Below are 14,923 nucleotides of genomic sequence, written 5' to 3'. Positions count from 1 at the left end.
GGGACCGCCTTCTACGCCCAGGGGGGGACGCCATGATCGACATGGTCATCGCCGAAGATCAAGCCATGCTGCGCGACTCGCTCGCGTGCGCCATCGACATGCAGGATGACATGCGCGTCGTCGCGGCCATCGCCGATGCTGCCGACGCCCTTTCCGCGGTCGAGAAGCACCACGCGAACCTAGCGCTTTTGGACGTGTGCACGGAAAACGATTCCAGCGGCATCGTCGCTGCTGCCGCCATCAAGGAGGCGCACCCCAACGTGCGCGTGGTCATCATGACGGGCATGCCAGAGATCACGTTCGTCGAACAGGCCCGCGCCGCCGGCGTGGACAGCTTCATATACAAGAACGTGGGCACTGCCGAGCTGATCGCCGTCATCCGCTCCACCATGGAGGGCTATTCCACGTTCCCTCGCCCCCAATCCAACGCGCTTTCCGGCGCCGCGGCGCTCACGCAAACGGAAATCGACATCTTGCGCCTGGTGTGCGAGACGAAAACGCGCAAGGAGATCGCGCAGGAGCTGTACCTGTCCGAAGGCACCGTGAAGCGCCACATCTCCGAGATCCTGGCGAAAACCGGCTACGACAACATCCTGCGCCTTGCCGTGCACGCGGTTGCCAGCGGACTCATCATCCCCGGCATGGGCCGCACCGGCGAGCAGACCGAGGAATAGCGCGCATAACTGCGACCCTTCAGGGCCTTACGTGTAGTCGGGCACCGCTTTCGCGCGCCCCTTCCCGTTCATTCGCACAAGACGCCCCGAGTAGGGCGCAGCTGCGCCCTACTGGGCTTTTGCACACCCCTTCTCGTGCACTCGCCCGAAACCCCTAACGCGAAACGCAAGCTTTTGCGGCTCCCCGAACGACAAGCTGGGCCGTTCGGTCCGCTTTCGCACCCCTTTTCGAGCCGTAGGGCGCTTCTTCGCCTTCCCCGCTTCTGCCATTATCGGGGTACGGAGTTGGAGACGACGAAAGGGGCGCGACATGGGGCTGTTCGGAAAGATGTTCGAAAAGAAAACCTGCAGCATCTGCGGCGGCGAAATCGGGCTTCTGGGCAATCGCAAGCTTGAGGACGGCAACCTGTGCAAGGAGTGCGCGGGCAAGCTGTCGCCGTTTTTCAGCGACCGACGCGCGAGCACCGTCGAGCAGATCGCCGAGCAGCTGGAGTATCGCGAAGCCAACCGGCAGAAGGTGGCGGAGCTCAACGTCACCCGCACGCTTGGCTGCGACATGAAGGTGATGCTCGACGAGGACGCGAAGCGCTTCATCGTCACACGCAATTCCCGTTGGCGCGACACAAACCCCGACGTTATGGACTTTTCCCAGGTCACCGGCTGCGACACTGAGATTCGCGAGACGCGCAGCGAGCTCACCTGGAAAGACGACGAGGGCCATTCGCAAAGCTACGACCCACCGCGCTACGACATCGACTACGACGTGTACGTCACCATTCACGTGAACTCGCCGTACTTCAACGAGATCACGTTCAAGGTCAACGACTACCGCATCGAGGAGCGCAATTCCGTGGAATACCGCGAGGCAGAGCGTCAGGCGCAGCAGATCCGCGAGGCGCTCACCCAGCTGCGCGAGACCGTGCGCGAGCAAGCGGCGGCAGCCGCTGCGCCGAAAACCGCGCAAACCTGCCCGTTCTGCGGCGCCACCACCGTCCCCGACGCGCAAGGTCGCTGCGAATACTGCGGCGGCGCCATGGGATAAGCGCCCGCCGATTCGATTTGCGGCAACCGCATAAGCAGGGCACACGCCTTCGGAAAGGGACCGAAGGTTCGCCATAGGAGCATCAACAGAAAGGGAGTGAGGGACATGAAGAGGAAGCTATTGGTATGCGCGTTGGTAGCATGCGCGATGACGCTGTGCTTGGCACTGACCGGCTGCGGCGGTGGCGCGGCCAACGACAAGGACGCAAAAGAGGCGTTCATCGGATCGTGGAAGCTGGCGGGCATGGTGTCCGACGGCGAAGAGGCAACCGCCGAGGACATCGCCATGCTCGACGCGTTCGGCATGAGCGTGGGCTTGGACGTCAACGAGGACGGCACCTGCGCGCTCATCATGTTCGGCGAACCCCTTGACGGCACGTGGGAGGCGAAGAGCGCTACGGAGGCCAAGTTCACCATCGACGGCAGCCCCATCACTGCGACCATCACCGACGGCAAGCTGCAGATGACCGACGACGGCTACGCCATGACGTTCGAGCGCGGCGAGGTTAAGGCCAATAGCAACGACGGCGATTCCAAGGCTGCAAGCACCACCGACAAGAACACCGTTGCCGTTGACAAGGTGCTCGTCGACGACGAGAACTGCACCATCACGGTGCTGAACAAGAAGCAGGATTTGCTCGACGACTGCGGCTACACCTTCAAGGTTGAGAACAAGACCGCCGACAAGACCATCCTGTTCATGGCCGAGTACGGCACCTTCAGCATAGACAACCAGATGGTTGACTTCACCCTGACCGAGACCGTCAAGCCCGGTATGTTCGTCGAGACCTTCGGTTACTTCGACAACACCAAGGTTACCGACATCGACGCCATGAAGAACGTCGCCGGCACCATCAGCCTGATGGATAACGACACCTACGACACCATCGCCAGCTATCCGATCGAGATCGCATAGCACTATGCGGAGGCGAACAAAGCGCCTCGCTGTCACTGCACGAAATGCGACCGCCTTGCTTCGCCGACACCGCGCGCAACGCAAACGAAGCGCCTCCCCCCCCGCGGGAGGCGCCTTTCGTTTCTCCACAATTTCAACGCTTACGAAACGGCTACGGTTTCTGCTAGGCTGAAAGCAATTAGTGGTAGTCGGTAGCGCCCTTAAGCGGGGGCTGCAAAGGATGAAAGCTTCCTTTGCAGCCCCCGCTTTTTGTTTTGTCGGGCACGTTTGCCCGCGCGGGCGCTGCGCAAAAGTCGGAAAGGAATGTACGGAAAACAGTATGCAAGGTTTTGATCCCCATAAGGCGCACATCGAGGTTGCGCACCCCTACCTAACCATGATGGGCCTGTATCTGGGCGGTTTCACGGGCATGTTCAGCGAGACGTCGCTCAACATCGCGCTGCCGCAGCTGACCGAGGCGTTCGGCGTCGACGTTGCCGTGATGCAGTGGATGGTCGTCGGCTATATGCTGGTCATCGGCATCGTGCTGCCCTTCGCCAGCTTGCTCATGAAGTGGTTCAGCGTACGCAAACTCACGCTGTTCGCGCTGGGCGCGTTCTTCGTCGGCTCGTTGATCAGCGGGTTCGCCCCCAGCTTCGAGGTGATGCTGGCCGGCCGCCTGGTGCAAGGCGTGGGCACGGGCCTGGTGCTGCCCATGATGTTCGCTGTGGTGCTCGAGGTGTTCGCCCCGGTGAAAATCGGCGCGGCCATGGGCCTGACGGCGCTCATCATCATGTTCGCCCCCGCCATCGGCCCTACCCTCTCGGGCATCATCCTGGGAGTGCTGAGCTGGCGCTTCATCTTCTTCACCTTCGCCGTGGTGCTGGCCGTGGCCATGGTGTTCGCTGCGAAGTTCCTGGTAAACCCCTACGAGCTGACGCGCCCGCGCGTCGATGCGATCTCGTGCGTGCTCTCGTGCCTGGGATTCGGCGGCGTGGTGCTGGGCGCCGGGCTCGCCAGCCTGTATGGATGGACCAGCGTCGAAGTGGTATCCGCGCTGGTCATCGGCGTGGTCTGCATTGCGACCTACGTGTATCGTCAGCTGCACATGGAGGTGCCCGTGCTTGATGTGCGCGTATTCTACCAGCAGGGCTACCGCGTGGGCGTGACGCTGGTGATGCTGAACTTCGGCATCACGCTGTCGGCCATGTACCTGCTGCCGCAGTACATCCAAAGCGGCATGCTGCTGCCTGTGGCCATGGCCGGTATGCTCATGCTGCCCGGCGGCGTGGTGAATTGCATCGTGTCCGTGATTGCCGGCAGGCTGTACGATCGCATCGGCGCCCGCATCCCGGCACGCGCCGGCTTCGCCCTTTCCATTGCGGGCACGGTGATGTTCCTGTTTGCGACGCCCGAGACTCCGATCGCGTACGTGGTTTGCGCTCACGTGATCTTGATGATCGGCGTGCCGCTGGCTATGTCGCCGAGCCAGACGAGTGCCTTGAACTCGCTGCCGCACCGCATGAACGCGGACGGCTCCACCATGATGAACACCCTGCAGCAGGTGCTGGGCGCCATCGCAACCGCCGTCGCCACCAGCCTGCTGGGCATGGGCCAGGCGGCAAACGCGGAAGGCGGCGCGGTCGCGTTCACCAACGGCGTGCACTGGGGTTTCACGTTCACCCTGGTGCTCGCAGTTGCCGCACTGGCGGTATCGATGCTGCTGAAGAAGCACAGCTATGCCGACGAGGCTGGGGCGCCCGAAGGCGGCGATGCGCCAGCGCATGGCGACGCTCCCGCAAGCGCCCCACAGGCCGAGGGCGCAACGGCGGCCGAGGGCTGCTAGCAATAGGAGCAGGTAGCCCACGCGGCTCTGATGTCCGCGTGGGCTAAGAATGCAAATCAGGCAAGAACCGCAAACAAGAGAAATCAACTGCCGATATAGATAATTCTCTGACGTTGTCTATTCCCCATCCGTGGCGTTATATGCCACAAATAATGACTCATTCACTCACTGTGCAGAAAATGCACAGTTTTCGACCCCTTTTGGCTCCTAAGCCCTGTAGATCACTGCCCGGTGACCGGCTTACACCGGTTACCTTTATATAGCTGGATATACCTTGCGCTGGTGGGTTGTCGTGTCCACCCATCCCTACCCGCGCACGTCCCAGCCAGCACGCACACCGAGCTGTACGCGGGGGCCGAGCCGTAATCTCGTTCTGCCAGGGTCCGACGCGATTGCTGCCAATAATTGCGCGAGTGCGTACGAGCAGACGGCGATCAGGGCCCATTCGGCGCCAAACGGCCGCGTCCCGCAACGCCGAGACGCGGCGAACCCCGATGCGCACGCGCTCGTTACACGAATCGGCTCGTTTATCAAATACGTTAGAGAAGGCGAACACGCACTCGCGCACTATTTGGCAGCGAGCGCATCCAAGCATACGAAAAAGGGGGCCGCAGGCCCCCTTTTTCGTATGCTTGGATGCAACGGCAGCTGAGTACACCGCAACCTCCGCGTCCGCTGCGACAACTGCGCCTGCGGCGCCGGCCATCAACAACCCTGGTGCTGCAACTATGCACGCAACGGCGGCTATATACGCCAAAGCTACCGCGTACGCTATGGCAATCGCAATTGCAGCGCTAGCAAACGATCGCCCGCCGTCTCTACTCCCCCATGAGCTTCTGGATGCGCTCCATGGCCTCGACCGTGGCGTCGGCGTCGCCGAAGGCGGTCAGGCGCACGTAGCCCTCGCCCGAGGGGCCGAAGCCTGCACCCGGCGTGGTGATGATGTTCGCCTCGGTCAGCAGCTTGTCGAAGAACTCCCAGCTGCCCACGCCCTCAGGCGTCTTGCACCAGATATACGGGCTGTTCACCGCACCATACACGGTGAACCCGACGGCCTCGAGACCCTCCTTGATCACGCGTGCGTTGTTACGGTAGTACGCAAGCGTCTCCTCGATCTGGCGCTCGCCTTCCTCGGTGTAGATGGCCGCGGCACCGCGCTGGATGATGTAGCTGGCACCGTTGAACTTCGTGCACTGGCGACGGTTCCACATGGCATTGAGGCTCTGGCCGTCGCGGACCAGCTCCTTGGGCACCACGGTGTAGCCGCAGCGCGCGCCGGTGAAGCCCGCCGTCTTGGAGAACGAGCGGAACTCGATGGCGCAGGTCTTGGCGCCTTCAACCTCATAGATGGAGTGCGGCACGCCCTCTTCGGTGATGAAGCGCTCGTAGGCGGCATCGAACATGATGATGGCGTCGTTGGCGTTGGCGTAATCGACCCATGCCTTCAGCTGCTCGGCGTTGAGCACCGTGCCGGTGGGGTTGTTCGGGCTGCACAGGTAGATGACGTCCGCGCGGCCCTCGGGCAGTGCCGGGCAAAAGCCGTTCTCTGCGGTGGTGGGCATGTACACAATGTTCGTCCAGCGCTCGGCGGCTTCGTCATAGTCGCCCGCGCGGCCGGCCATAGCGTTGGAGTCGACATACACGGGATACACCGGGTCGCACACGGCCACCACGTTGTCAACGTCCAGGATGTCGCCGATGTTGCCGCAGTCGGACTTTGCGCCGTCGGAGATGAAGATCTCGTCGTCGGCGATGTCGACGCCGAGCGCGTGGAAATCGCGCTTGACGATGGCGGCGCGCAGGAAATCGTAGCCCTGCTCAGGGCCATAGCCGTGGAAAGTCTCGGACTTGGCCATATCCTCGACGGCGGCGTGCATCGCCTCGATGACTGCCGGGACCAGCGGGCGCGTGACGTCGCCGATGCCCATCTTGATGAGCTTCGCCTCGGGATGCGCCTCGGAGTACGCAGCGGTACGGCGGGCGATCTCGGAGAACAGATAGCTGCCGGGAAGTTTCTGATAATTCGGGTTGACCTTAGCCACGAAGGGCCTCCTTGCACGTTCGGTTTCCGCAAGCGGCGGCGCAGCCGCGACCGCCGCAGTTTTCATACGGGCCCATTTTGCGGCGAATTTCCCCAAGATTTCCGAAATGTAACGTAGAGGTTCCCGGATTTAACACGGAAGCGCCGGCACAAGGCCGGCGCTTCACGAATGCGTCAAATAACGGCGCGGAGCCAGGCAAACTAGCGGATGCGGTTCGCAATCTGGCCGATCGAGATAACGGACGCGGTTCGTCATCCGACCGCACGAACTAGCGGAGCTAGCTCGTCGTCTAGCCGCCTGAGCTAGCGGATGTAGTTCGTCATCTGGCCGCGCTCGGCGACGGGGACGTCGATGCCCGCGGCCTTCCCGGCTTCGATGCACTTGAGCAGCCACGCCATGTTCTGCCCGATGTTGCGCATGGTCCGCAGGCCCTCCGCGTCCTGCGCGGCCTCGCCCGGCAGGCGTCCGTGCACGTTGTTCCAGTAGGTGGAGGACACAACGGGCATCTCGCAGATGGTGAAGTACTTGTTCAGCACGTCGAACGACGCCGTGGTGCCGCCACGGCGCGCAACGGCCACCGCTGCGCCGGGCTTATGGCGAAACGCCGCGCCACCTGCGTAGAACGCGCGATCGAGCGCGCACAGGATGCGGCCCGAGGGATGCGCGTAGTACACCGGCGTGCCGAACACGAAGCCGTCGGCCTGCGCAGCCTTGGCGATCAGCTCGTTGACCACGTCGTTGTCGATAGCACACTTACCGCCCAGCTCAGCGCACTTGCCGCAGGCGATGCAGTCGTTGACGGGCTTGTTGCCCAGCCACACGGTTTCCGTCTCAATGCCGTGCCCCTCAAGCGCGGCGGCAACCTCGGCGAGCGCAACCGACGTGTTGCCCTCCTGCCGCGAGCTGCCGTTGACCAGCAAAACCTTGCTCATAGGAATATCCTCTCGTCTGGATGACCCGGTAGATGTCGATTCCATTGTACAAGCGCCAACCGCCGCCAACCAAACAAGCACACACCCCGGACACTTCGGGAACGTAGCACTATGTGTCCGGGTGGGCGGAATGGCTAACATACGGACAAATCAATCCGGACAGTTAGCGCTATGTCCCCAAGGTGCCCGACCGTGCCCCCACCCCGGGCTCGCCTTATAATGAAAGGCAACCTTACGCCATCGCCTGAAAGGCCCCGCCATGAATCACCTGCCCACCGGCAAAACCAGCATCACGCCCGCCAGCCCTTCGCATATCGAGGTGCGCGGGGCGCGTGTCCATAACCTGCGGAACGTGAACGTCGACATCCCGTTGGGTCAGCTGGTGGGCGTGTGCGGCGTCTCGGGCAGCGGGAAAAGCTCGCTGGCCCTGGGCGTTTTGTACGCAGAGGGCTCGCGTCGCTATCTGGAGGCGCTGTCCACGTACACGCGTCGGCGCATGGGGCAGGCCGCGCGCGCCGACGTCGACGAGGTGCGCTACGTCCCCGCCGCCCTGGCGCTGCACCAACGCCCGAGCGTCCCCGGCGTGCGCAGCACCTTCGGCACCATGTCCGAGCTGCTGAACAGCCTGCGCCTGCTGTTCAGCCGCGTGGGCAGCCACCCGTGCCCGCACTGCGGCACCTACGCCCCGCCCTCCATGTCGGTGGCCGCCGAGCAGCCGATCACGTGCGCGACCTGCAGAAAAACCTTCTTCGGGCCCGGCGCCGAAGAGCTTGCCTTCAACAGCGGCGGCGCCTGCCCCACCTGCGGCGGAACCGGCACCGTGCGGCGCGTGAACGAGGCAGCACTGGTCCCCGACGAGAGCAAAACCATCAACGAGGGCGCCGTGCTTCCCTGGGGAAGCCTGATGTGGGACCTCATGAAGCAGGTGTGCGGCGAGATGGGTGTACGCCTTGACGTGCCGTTTTCCGAGCTCACGCCCGAGGAACGCGACATCGTCTTCCACGGCCCGGCCGAAAAGCGCCACATCCTGTACAAGGCGAAGAAAGGCGACAACTTCGCCGAACTCGACTTCACCTACTACAACGCCGTCTACACCGTGGAGAACGCGCTGGCGAAGGCGAAGGACGAGAAGGGCCTGGCGCGCGTGGCCCGCTTCCTGACCGAGGGGCCGTGCCCGGATTGCGAGGGCACGCGCCTGTCGGCGGCGGCGCGAGGCCCGCTCGTGCGCGGTATAAACCTGGCGAAGGCGTGCGAGATGACGCTCGACGAAGCCGTGACCTGGGTAGATAGCGTCCCGGAAACGCTCGCCGAGAACCTGCGCCCCATGGCGGTCTCCATCTGCGAGTCGTTCCAGCATACGGCGCGGCGGCTACTTGAGCTGGGACTGGGCTATCTGTCGCTCGATCGCGCAGGCTCCACGCTGTCCACCGGCGAACGCCAGCGCGTGCAGCTGGCGCGCGCCGTGCGCAATCGCACCACCGGCGTGCTCTACGTGTTGGACGAGCCCTCCATCGGCCTGCACCCCGCCAACATCGACGGCCTGCTGGGTGTCATGCGCGACCTGTTGGCCGACGGCAACTCGGTGGTGATGGTCGATCACGACACGCGCATCCTGGCCGCGGCGGACTACCTGGTGGAAATGGGCCCGGAAGCCGGAGCCGGCGGCGGGCATGTGGTAGCCTGCGGCACGCCGGCCGAGCTGCGGGCCGATGACCGCTCGCTGATCGGGCGGTATTTGCCGGATGGCGAAACGAAGGGCGCCGCAGTCGCGCCGGCGGGAGCTGCCGCGACGCCGAATGCGTCCGCCGCATCGGCGGGGGCAAGCGTTTGCATGGCGGAAGCCCCCGAAGCTGCGCCCCTTTCCGTGTCCGCGCCCGACCCCATGTCCAACGTGCGCCCGCGCTGCCCGGAGGGCCAGCTATTCGAGCGCGGCACCATCCATCTGGAAACCAGCCCGCTGCATACCGTGCACGAGCTGTCGGTCGACCTGCCCGTAAACCGGTTGACAGCGGTGACCGGCGTGTCCGGAAGCGGCAAGACCACGCTGGTGCTGGAGGAGCTGATTCCCGCACTGAACAGCGTAAACGCGGACGAAACGCTGCCATCCAGCGTGCGCGGGATCGACCCCGCCGGCATCGTCCGCGCGCAGCTCATCGACGCAACCCCCATCGGTGCGAACGTGCGCTCGACCGTCGCCACCTATTGCGGCGTGCTCGACGACCTGCGCCGCGCGTTCGCTCGCACCGACGAGGCAAAAGCCGCGGGCTTGAAGGCGGGCGCGTTCTCCTATAACACCGGCAAGCTACGCTGCCCCACCTGCGACGGAACCGGCCAGGTGTCGCTTGACGTGCAGTTCCTTCCCGATGTGGACGTCCCCTGCCCCGACTGCCGCGGCCGCCGCTACGGCGCCGAAGCCGACGCCATCACCTGGAACGGGCACACGCTCGCGCAGCTTATGGCCATGAGCATCGACGAAGCCCTTAAAGCGTGCGCCAGCCTGAAGAAGGCGCACGCCATGCTGCAAACGCTCCATGACCTGGGGCTTGGGTACCTCACGCTCGGCGAGGCCACGCCGGCGCTCTCCGGCGGCGAGGCGCAGCGCCTGAAGCTGGCCAGCGAAATGGGCAAAGCGCAGGACGGGGCGCTGTTCGTGTTCGACGAGCCTACCATCGGCCTGCACCCGCGCGACGTGCGCACGCTGCTGAACGTGTTCCAGCACCTGGTCGAGCAAGGCGCCACGGTGGTGGTGATCGAGCACGACCTGGACTTCATCCGCAACGCCGACTACGTGGTGGACATGGGTCCGGGCGGCGGCCAAGCGGGCGGTCGCGTGGTGGCGCACGGAACCCCGGCGCAAATCGCCCAAAACCCTGCCAGCCTGACCGGCAGCTATCTATAGAGGGAAAACGCCGCGTTTTGCGCAATGCAAAGGTACTTTCCTGCACCGTGGTTTTGAGGGCGATCAGAGCGCCCCCAAAACCACGGCAAGCGCAAGCAGCGCCGCCAAGAACGCAATGTTCCAAGCCGTGAACACAAGCAGATAGCGCCCGCGGATACCGGGGCGACCGACCATGACCGCCTTGAACGTGATGAGGCTTGCCATGGACGCGATAAGCGTGCCCAAACCTCCCAAATTCGTGCCCACGATCAGCGCCTGCCACTGATCGGTGAACCCCGAAAGCAGCACCGCCGCCGGCACGTTGCTGATAACCTGGCTGCCCCCTACCGCAGCAAGCAGCGCGTTGCCGCCCACCGCCGCGGAAAGCGCCTCGTGGAGCACCGGAACGCGGCCCATGTTCCCCACGAACACGAACAGGGCCGCAAAAGTGGCCAACAGCCCCCAGTCAACGCGCCGCAATAAGCTTGCATCTGAAAGCGAAACGCCTACCAGCACCAACGCCAGCAAAACGCGAACATCCAGCACGCCCAAAACCGCAGCCAAGCAGCACGCGAACAACACGCCGTACACCGCCAACCGCTTACGCGAGCGGGCGGAAAAACACCCGGGGGGAGCGGATTCAATCGACGAGGACGCCGGCGAGGCCCCGTTCCCTGAGCGGGCGGGCATGCAATCAGGCGCGGAACCTTCCGGGGCCGTCCAGCGCGCAGGCGGAACCTGCATCGCTGGATTATCGGCGGTGCCATCGGACGCAAAACCACCCGATGATGCAAATCGGGCAACGCCACCCGCGCCGCGCACTTCGCCGCCTCGAAAACGCAGCACGCACGCGAGCGCCAGCATCGCACCTGACGCAGCGGTATACGGCCCCATGAGCTGAAGAAACTCCCCAACACCCATGCCCGAGGCCGTGAACAGGTACAGGTTCTGCGGATTGCCCACGGGCGTGAACATGCTGCCGAGGTTCGACGCGATGGTCATGAGCGTGGCAACCAGGCACATGCGGCCCTCCATGCCCGCGCGGCGCAAAACCACCAAAGCCAGCGGCACGAACGTGATGAGCGCAACGTCGTTGGTCACCGCCATGCTGGCGAAGAACGCAAGCCCGACCAACACGCCGGCAACAGCGCGCTGCGTCCGAGCACGTGCGACCAACCACGCCCCCACGGCGTCCAATACGCCAAGCGAGCGGAATCCCGCCACCACCGCCATCAGGCAGAACAGCAGCGCCAACGTATGCCAATCAACGTAGGCGGCATACCCGGCATCGGGCGGCACAAGGGCGCACGACGCCAAGGCCGCCGCAACAGCAACGACTAGCACGGTCTCGCGCGCCGCAAAAGCCCGAATCACGCGCACAGCCGACCGAAGCGATATGTTTTCCGTCCTAATCATAAGATGCAAGGGTATCACGTTGCCTTCGAACGCAACGGGCAAACCTCCCGTCGCATTATCGCGATTCCGTCAGCTTTTCGCCGATTGAAACATGACGCCGCTATGCTAGATAACCGTACGCGCTAAGCGCGGTACGCCAATACCGTCCCGAAGGTGGTTCCAACGCATGTTATTCGCCAAGATCAAGCAGCATTACGAGGCCGTGGTGGCCGTGTGCTGCTTCCTGATATTGTTCACGAACGTGGGCCTGCCCTCTACGTCGTTTTCCGTATACCAGCCCTACCTGGTCGATCTGCCGGGCGTCGGGCATTCGGGTGGGTCGATCATCGTGTCGGTACGCACGTTCGTGTCGCTTCTGGCCATGTTGGTGGTCGGACGCTACTACGACCTGGTCGATTGCCGCATCGGCGCGTTTTTGGCAACGCTGAGCGTCAGTGCCGGGTTTGCGCTGTACTCGCTTGCCGGCAGCAACTTCGGCATGCTGTGCGGCGCCTCGGCGCTGACGGGCCTGGGTTACGGCTTCGGCGGCATGATCGCCTCAACCATGCTGATCAATCGGTGGTTCAGGGCGAACGTGGCCACCGTGGCCGGCGTCGCCGCGGTGGGCTCGGGCGTGGCAGCCATCGTCATCCCAAATGCGGCGGTGGCGCTCATCAGCGCTTTCGACCTGCAAACCGCATTCAGGGCAGAATCGGCGTTGGCCCTGGTCATCGGCGTGACCGTATTCGCTCTGCTGAGAAACGACCCGCGCGACATGGGCCTTACCCCCTACGAGGGAAGCCCGAAGGCGGTGAAACGCGAGCAAGAGAGAAGCGCCCAGCAGCTTGAACGCGTAAGGAAACGCCACGTCAACCGCGATCTTTCCCCGCGCACCATGCCGCTTCTGTTCCTGGCCATGATCATCATCGGCTGCGTGTCGGTCGGCGGCGGCAACTACCTGGCCGTGCTGTTCACCTCCGAAGGCTTCTCCGCCGAGCATGCCGCGACGCTCGTGGCCGTCAACGGGGCGTGCCTGACGGTGGCGAAGCTGGTCAGCGGCATGGCGTTCGACCGCTTCGGCACCAAACGCGGTTCGGCGGTCTTCTTCGCCCTGTATATCGCCGGCACGGCGGTGCTGTGCCTGTCGGATATGGGCAACACCGGGCTTGCCGGGCTGGGCGTGCTCATGTTCGGCATCGGCATGTCGCTTGGCACCGTGGGCATTTCGGTATGGTCGATCGAGCTAGCGCCGCGCGGCAAGGAAGCGCGCACCATCAAGAACTTCCAGGTGTGCTACGCGCTGGGCGGGTTCATCTTCACCTTCCTGCCGGGCTTTTTGACCGAAGCGTTCGGCACCTACCTGGTGTCATACGCGGCGCTGCTGGCGATGCTGGTGGTGGCGGCCGTCATCGTAATCGGCGTCTACACCGCCACCGACAAGCGAGCAAACCCGGACACTTAGGGGACGTAGCGTTAAGTGTCCGAAACGCGCTCGGCGCATGGCATAGCCGCGAACCGTTTACGCGATCGCCAGCGCCATGGAGCCGCACTGCTCGTAGAGATATTTGAACCAGTCGTAGTTGACGGTCACGTAGCCCTGCGTGGGGTCCATGATGCACGCCCGGTGGCCTTCCACACCCAGCAACACTACGCAATGCTCCAGGTCATAGAATGAGTTCGCCTCAAGTGGCTCGTCGAAATACGGGTCCTCGAAATCGAGCGTGGTCCACACGAGCACGGGCGTTCCAGACGACGCCTTGCTGGCAAGCTCGTCGAAATCGGTGCCGGTGAGGTTGGCGAAGCGCTCGCTTGCACCCGCTTCCTCAAGGAAGGCGTTGCCCGCCGCCATGATGGCGGGCGGCATGCCCTCGCCCGACCAGTACGGGTCACCCCAAAACGCTGAGGCGTAATCGTCGCCCTCCACGTCGAAGGGCAGCTGGTTCGCCACGATGGAATCGGGGTCGGCGTCGTGATCCATTGCTTGCAAAACCGCGGCGAGGGAATAAATCTCGCACCCTGCCGGCATGCTAGGATACTGGAACAACTCGGGCACGCTCGCGCTCGCGCCGCTCAAGCCGGTGAAGCTTACCACCTGCATCACATTGGGGCGGCCGAAGCCGCTCGGAAGCTCCCGCTCCATCGCACCCAGGGCGTCGCGACGATTGCGGGGGAACCCGTCGGCATTATCGGGGCGCATGCCGGGAGCAACAGATTCTGCAGCCTCGGCGTCCTGGGACTGTTGGTCCTGCTGCGTTTCCATCGAGTCATCGGCGGCATATGCCGTCTCCAGCGTTTGGGCTTCCAGAGCTTCCTGCGCGGCGCTCTGATCGCCGTCGCCGCTTGCGCCGGCGCGCCCATGGGCCGCCAAAACGCCGACGATCATCAACGCAGCCATCGCCGCAGCGATCGCCGCCACCAGCGAACGCCTGCGAACAGACCAGCTGCTAGCGCCGGTCGCCATGCGCGCATGACGGCCCGAGCGTGGAGCCGTGCGCGCATGACGCCCTTGCGACGTCCCCCGCTTGTCGAAATGAGTGTCGATAGGTTCTCCCATCACGTTCTTCCTAGAATTGCGCACACGCAAAAGCGCGGCTCATGTTCGTTTCGGAACATGATACCGACCGCAGCTTAAGCCTTTCTGAAAAGCCACGGCCCTGCTGCAGTTAAACCACAATTGGGGAGCAAACGCTCACTCGAGCTTCTGCTGGACACCTACGTCCTCGGGCTGGATATCGCGCACGATGTGCATAGTGACAGTAGCGGTCAGGCGCACGTTGCCCTGCTCGTCGACGATGCGCACATCGGCGATGGAGCTCGTGCGGCCCGTGCGTACGTCGCGTGCCTCGACGAACACGTGCTCGCCCAGCATAACGCCCCTGATGAAATGCACATCGCAGGTTTGCGTGACCACGTACTTGCCCAGCGTCCAAGGCACCGCGCATCCGCAAACGTCCACCAGGCTCATAAGGTAGCCGCCGAAGGCGTTGCCGAAGAAGTTGCAGGCCTTCTCGGGCACGACGACGGAATTGCGCACGAAGCCCTCTTCCATGACCTCGGGCTCAAGGTTACCGAGCCACTGGCGGTTCGTCTCGTACATCTCCAGCAGGCTCTCGCGCACAAACGCTTCCATGTGCAGCTTCCTCTCTTCAACCATCGCCGCAAACGAGCATCCCAAATCGCCGGCAAAATCCGGACACTTAGTGCTACGTCCCCGAAGTGT

General features: G+C 63.6%; 11 protein-coding genes. 6 read left to right on the top strand and 5 right to left on the bottom strand.

The genetic code is table 11. The annotated features are described in order from the left end of the window. The 4 genes from SFHG_RS07490 to SFHG_RS07475 all read left to right on the top strand — a co-directional run. Window positions 1-674 (top strand): response regulator transcription factor (locus tag SFHG_RS07490; protein ID WP_238318304.1); only part of this gene is annotated, 674 nt, incomplete at its 5' end. Between the two features lie 310 nt (window positions 675-984). Next, window positions 985-1,716, top strand: coding sequence for a DUF4428 domain-containing protein (locus SFHG_RS07485; protein WP_042435814.1), 732 nt, complete (start codon window positions 985-987; stop codon window positions 1,714-1,716). 105 nt (window positions 1,717-1,821) lie between these two features. Next, window positions 1,822-2,631: a hypothetical protein gene (locus SFHG_RS07480; protein WP_042435811.1), complete on the top strand. Its 810-nt coding sequence runs from the start codon at window positions 1,822-1,824 to the stop codon at window positions 2,629-2,631. A 319-nt stretch (window positions 2,632-2,950) separates the two neighbouring features. After that, window positions 2,951-4,456 (top strand): MDR family MFS transporter, encoded by a 1,506-nt coding sequence (locus SFHG_RS07475; RefSeq protein ID WP_202898150.1) that lies wholly within the window; start codon window positions 2,951-2,953, stop codon window positions 4,454-4,456. A gap of 818 nt (window positions 4,457-5,274) precedes the next feature. Here SFHG_RS07475 and SFHG_RS07470 read toward each other — a convergent pair. Further along, a complete protein-coding gene (locus SFHG_RS07470; protein ID WP_042435809.1) occupies window positions 5,275-6,498 on the bottom strand; it encodes an LL-diaminopimelate aminotransferase in 1,224 nt (407 codons plus the stop codon). Window positions 6,499-6,800: 302 nt separating this feature from the next. Next, on the bottom strand, window positions 6,801-7,430 hold the full coding sequence (locus tag SFHG_RS07465; protein ID WP_042435806.1) for a flavodoxin family protein: 630 nt from the start codon (window positions 7,428-7,430) through the stop codon (window positions 6,801-6,803). A 259-nt stretch (window positions 7,431-7,689) separates the two neighbouring features. On the opposite strand from SFHG_RS07465, the gene SFHG_RS10975 reads away from it, so the two are divergent. After that, window positions 7,690-10,329: an excinuclease ABC subunit UvrA gene (locus SFHG_RS10975; protein ID WP_042435804.1), complete on the top strand. Its 2,640-nt coding sequence runs from the start codon at window positions 7,690-7,692 to the stop codon at window positions 10,327-10,329. Window positions 10,330-10,392: 63 nt separating this feature from the next. Here SFHG_RS10975 and SFHG_RS07455 read toward each other — a convergent pair whose 3' ends face one another. Beyond that, window positions 10,393-11,652 (bottom strand): SLC13 family permease, encoded by a 1,260-nt coding sequence (locus SFHG_RS07455; RefSeq protein WP_162096568.1) that lies wholly within the window; start codon window positions 11,650-11,652, stop codon window positions 10,393-10,395. A 238-nt stretch (window positions 11,653-11,890) separates the two neighbouring features. Between SFHG_RS07455 and SFHG_RS07450 the strand changes: the two genes are divergently transcribed. Continuing rightward, a complete protein-coding gene (locus SFHG_RS07450) occupies window positions 11,891-13,165 on the top strand; it encodes an MFS transporter (RefSeq protein WP_042435800.1) in 1,275 nt (424 codons plus the stop codon). A gap of 57 nt (window positions 13,166-13,222) precedes the next feature. Here SFHG_RS07450 and SFHG_RS10165 read toward each other — a convergent pair whose 3' ends face one another. Together SFHG_RS10165 and SFHG_RS07440 are read right to left on the bottom strand one after the other, a co-directional pair. Continuing rightward, window positions 13,223-14,257, bottom strand: a complete 1,035-nt coding sequence (locus SFHG_RS10165; protein ID WP_052297861.1) for a C39 family peptidase — start codon at window positions 14,255-14,257, stop codon at window positions 13,223-13,225. A gap of 135 nt (window positions 14,258-14,392) precedes the next feature. Next, window positions 14,393-14,833, bottom strand: a complete 441-nt coding sequence (locus SFHG_RS07440) for a PaaI family thioesterase (RefSeq protein ID WP_042435797.1) — start codon at window positions 14,831-14,833, stop codon at window positions 14,393-14,395. Window positions 14,834-14,923 lie beyond the last annotated feature (90 nt).

The sequence above is a fragment of the Senegalimassilia anaerobia JC110 genome (assembly GCF_000236865.1).
GTDB lineage: Bacteria > Actinomycetota > Coriobacteriia > Coriobacteriales > Eggerthellaceae > Senegalimassilia > Senegalimassilia anaerobia.
Note: the sequence above shows the minus strand (reverse complement) of the source record. Positions and strands in the feature narration are given on the sequence as shown.